5 protein-coding genes are annotated in these 3465 nt (G+C 61.1%); 2 read left to right on the top strand and 3 right to left on the bottom strand.

The window, feature by feature from the left end; genetic code table 11:
• Positions 1-358: response regulator (locus AB4Z11_RS26895; RefSeq protein ID WP_442028904.1), on the bottom strand; the 358-nt coding region annotated here is incomplete at its 3' end.
• A gap of 79 nt (positions 359-437) precedes the next feature.
• On the opposite strand from AB4Z11_RS26895, the gene rpiA reads away from it, so the two are divergent.
• A complete protein-coding gene (gene rpiA / locus AB4Z11_RS26890; protein ID WP_442028903.1) occupies positions 438-1115 on the top strand; it encodes a ribose-5-phosphate isomerase RpiA in 678 nt (225 codons plus the stop codon).
• Between the two features lie 5 nt (positions 1116-1120).
• Positions 1121-1516, top strand: coding sequence for a hypothetical protein (locus tag AB4Z11_RS26885; protein WP_442028902.1), 396 nt, complete (start codon positions 1121-1123; stop codon positions 1514-1516).
• 13 nt (positions 1517-1529) lie between these two features.
• On the opposite strand, the gene AB4Z11_RS26880 is transcribed toward AB4Z11_RS26885, so the two are convergent.
• The gene (locus AB4Z11_RS26880) at positions 1530-3281 is read right to left on the bottom strand and encodes a DUF885 domain-containing protein (RefSeq protein WP_442028901.1); all 1752 of its coding nucleotides are present in this window, start codon (positions 3279-3281) and stop codon (positions 1530-1532) included.
• 21 nt (positions 3282-3302) lie between these two features.
• A partial coding sequence (locus AB4Z11_RS26875) for an oxidative damage protection protein (protein ID WP_442028905.1) occupies positions 3303-3465 on the bottom strand: 163 nt, incomplete at its 5' end.

The raw sequence follows: 3465 nt of genomic DNA, 5'->3' as shown, positions 1-3465 counted from the left end.
CCAGTGGGGCGATCAGTTGTGCGATGCGTTCGGCGGTAATGGGTTTTTCCATGAAACCGACACCGATCGCTTCCGCCCGCTGGCGGGTGGCCGCCTGCACATTGGCGGTCAGCAGAGAAATGTGGCATTCCGGCAGCATGGCGCGCAGGGCGGCGGCGGCTTCAACGCCGCCCATGCCGGGCATGTTCACATCCAACAACACCAGGTCAGGCTGCAAATTGGGCGCCTTGGCGATGGCTTCCTCGCCGTTGGCGGCTTCCTCCACGATCCAGTCGGCGTGGCGAACCTGGATATGTTGCCGGGTGAGCATACGGGAGACTCGGCTGTCATCGACGATCAGGACGGTGCTTGGCTTCATGCTGATTTCCTCGGGAGGGTGGTCAATTCAGCTAAAATACGCCCATTTCTGTATCCGCATCTTCCAATTGATTGTAACTATGACGCAAGACAAATTGAAACAAGCTGTTGCTATTTCGGCTATTGATTATGTAATTGATGGCGAAATCATCGGCGTCGGCACCGGTTCTACCGCCAATTTCTTCATCGATGAACTGGCCAGGATCAAGCACCGCATCAAGGGCACGGTTGCCTCGTCGCAAGCGACCGCTGCCCGCCTGGCTGGCCACGGCATTCCTGTATTCGATCTTAACGAAGTTTCGGAAATCGCGGTGTACATCGACGGCGCCGACGAAATCAACGCCGCCGGCCATATGATCAAGGGCGGCGGCGCTGCGCTGACCCGCGAGAAGATCGTGGCGTCGGTGTCGAAGCAGTTTGTCTGCATCGCCGACGGCTCCAAGCTGGTTGAAACCCTGGGCAAGTTCCCGCTGCCGGTGGAAGTGCTGCCGATGGCGCGCAACGCCGTGATGCGCAAGCTGGCGGCCCTGGGCGGCCAGCCGAAGGTGCGTACCAAGTCCGGCTCGGACGAGATTTTCGTTACCGACAATGGCGGCAATATCATCGACGTGGCCGGCCTGTCGATTACCGATCCTGTCAAGCTGGAAACCGACATCAATCAGATCGTCGGTGTGGTGGCTGTTGGCCTGTTCGCGGCCCGCGGCGCAAATGTGTGCCTGCTCGGCACGTCCGAAGGCGTCAAAACCCTCAAATATTAAGGCCTATGAAACGACTCTCGCTGCTGTTGCTGTCCGCTAGTTTGCTGAGTGCCTGTTCCCACATCCCGTTCCTGAAGCAAGACGAGGTCGCGCAAGCGCCCGTCATGCGCAAGTCCGTTCAGCCTGAGTTGGCGGCGGATGGTACGCGGCGTGTCATGGTGAATGGCGTTGAAGTGCAGAAGGTCGCATTCCGTGCGGGGATTTCATCCGCGACGGTGGAACGGTTGGCGAAGGCGGAGTCGTGCCAGGGTGGTTACGGCGCAGGGCTGGTCAGCGAACCAGGCCCGGTCGAGGTGTACCGCATGGCTTGCGATAACGGCAAAGTATTCCTGGCGCGCTGCGAACTGCGCCAGTGCGCAGCGATGCCATCGGGGCAGGGCGCCCCCGGCACCGCCAAATAAATGTGTTGTGTCCCTATTTGACGAAATCGTCCATCACTGCCTTGCGCAGCAGGGCAGGTGGGACCAGGCCTTGTGACAGCACAAAGTCGTTAAACGCCTGACGATCGAACTTCTGGCGCAGGGCGACTTCGGCCGCCTCGCGCGTTTCCATCAGACGCTGGTAGCCATAGAAGTAGGACGTCGCCTGTCCGGGCGAGCGGAAGGTGTAGCGCTGCATCTCCTGCGTCGCCATCCCTTCGGACAAGCCCACATCATCCATCAGGAAGGACTTCACGCCATCCGGCGTAATCTGTCCCAGGTTGACCATCGGATCGAGGAAGGCGCGTGCGGCGCGCATGGCGCGCGCCTGCAGCGCGAACAGCTGTCCATCCAGCGGCTCGTAAGGCTGCATCTCCGCTTCCGCATACAGAGCCCAGCCTTCCACGTTCACGCTGTTGAAGGCAAACACCGCGCGGGCGGTGGAAACGCCTGTCTCCAGCATCTTCGCAAACTGCAGCTCGTGGCCGGGACGCGCCTCGTGCGCCGTAATCGACCAGGTGCCCGCCTGGTGGGTGAAATCGTCGAATGCCAGCGACTTCCCATCCGGCGACTTGACGCCCGTGGTCAGCACGAATTCGCCATACTCGCCCGTATTGCCGATCAGGCGGGGAGGGCTCATATGCGGCGCAGGGCTGGCAGCATTCTCTGCTTCGGTCGCCAGGCGGATCTTCGCTTCGCGCGCCGGCAGGGTGACGATGCGCTGCTCGCGCACGGCCGCTTCGATCTGCACCAGACGCTCCTTATACAGCGGCATGACTTCCGCTTCCGGAATCTGCTGCTTCTTCAGTTCCGCCATCACGGCGCGGTAGTCGGCATTCGGCAGCTTGCGCTGATCGGCGATCAGGCGAGCGGTGATGTTCATCTGGTTGCGGATCTCGGCGAAGGACGTCAATGCCTTCGAGATCAGCTCCTGCGGCGGGATGTCGACGCCGAACTGCTTCAGGTTGTCCGCATAGACTTCAGGCGGCAGCTTGTGGTCGGCGCGCGCCAGCGGCAGCATGTCCTTCTTCAGGTATTCGGTGTAGTCGTTGAGCTGCTGTTCCAGCGCGGCCATCGGCTTTTCCCAGCCCTTGATGTCGCTCCTGGCCAGCAGGTCTTTCATGCCCTTGATCAGGGTGGGCGAATCCTCGATGGCCTTTTGCACCTTGCCTTTGTAGGGGCCGATCAGCTTCTTGTCGGCCTTCATGCGTTCGGCGGTGCGCGCCTTGGCCAGTTCCGTCAGTGGACGGTAGCCTTTCGCGAGCCCGGCGTATTTTTCCAGGCGAACCAGCAGGTGGGCCTGGCGTTCTTTCGGAATGCGGGGATCGAGGTTCTCACGCACCACGCCGAAGATCAGGCGGGTCACGTCGGTGTAGGGGATGAAGTATTTGCGCTGCAGGGCTGCGGTATGCAGGTTATCGTTGGCGCTGGTGATCAGGATGTCGAGGTCCTGTTTGACGCGTGCATCGGTCTCGGYCTTTTCCCGCTTCTGCAACTCCGCCACGACGGCGCGCGTGTCCTTGCTGCTGGCGTCGAACTGGTCGCGCGACATGTCGACAATCTGCTCGTCCAGGCCGTCGACACCAAGGCTGCCCGCTTCTTCAGGCGCATACCTGGCCATCACGGCCAGCAGCAGTTTGGCGTTCTCGTTGGATTTGGCGACCCAGGCTTGCTCGGCGCCGAAGGAAGGGAGGGATAAGGCCAGGGCGATTGCCCCGGTTAAGACTTTGACGTTCAAACGGGGCATCGCGCTTCCTTGTGGGTGAGATTACTCTGCTGGTGGTACGTAGCCGGCTGCCTGGTCGGCGCCTTCTCCGAAGAAATGCTTTTCCATTTGCGCAGCCAGGTACTTGCGCGCGCGCACATCCGCCAGGTTCAGGCGGTTTTCGTTGACCAGCATGGTCTGGTGCTTGAGCCAGGCAGCCCAGGCT

The sequence above is a fragment of the Pseudoduganella sp. RAF53_2 genome (assembly GCF_052113985.1).
In the GTDB taxonomy this organism is placed as follows: Bacteria; Pseudomonadota; Gammaproteobacteria; order Burkholderiales; family Burkholderiaceae_D; genus Rugamonas.
This window is presented reverse-complemented; position numbering and strand designations above follow the sequence as displayed.

Excerpts from the sequence above, each read along its gene's own strand:
- rpiA (WP_442028903.1), top strand. The coding sequence starts at position 438 with ATGACGCAAGACAAATTGAAACAAGCTGTTGCTATTTCGGCTATTGAT.
- AB4Z11_RS26885 (WP_442028902.1), top strand. The coding sequence starts at position 1,121 with ATGAAACGACTCTCGCTGCTGTTGCTGTCCGCTAGTTTGCTGAGTGCC.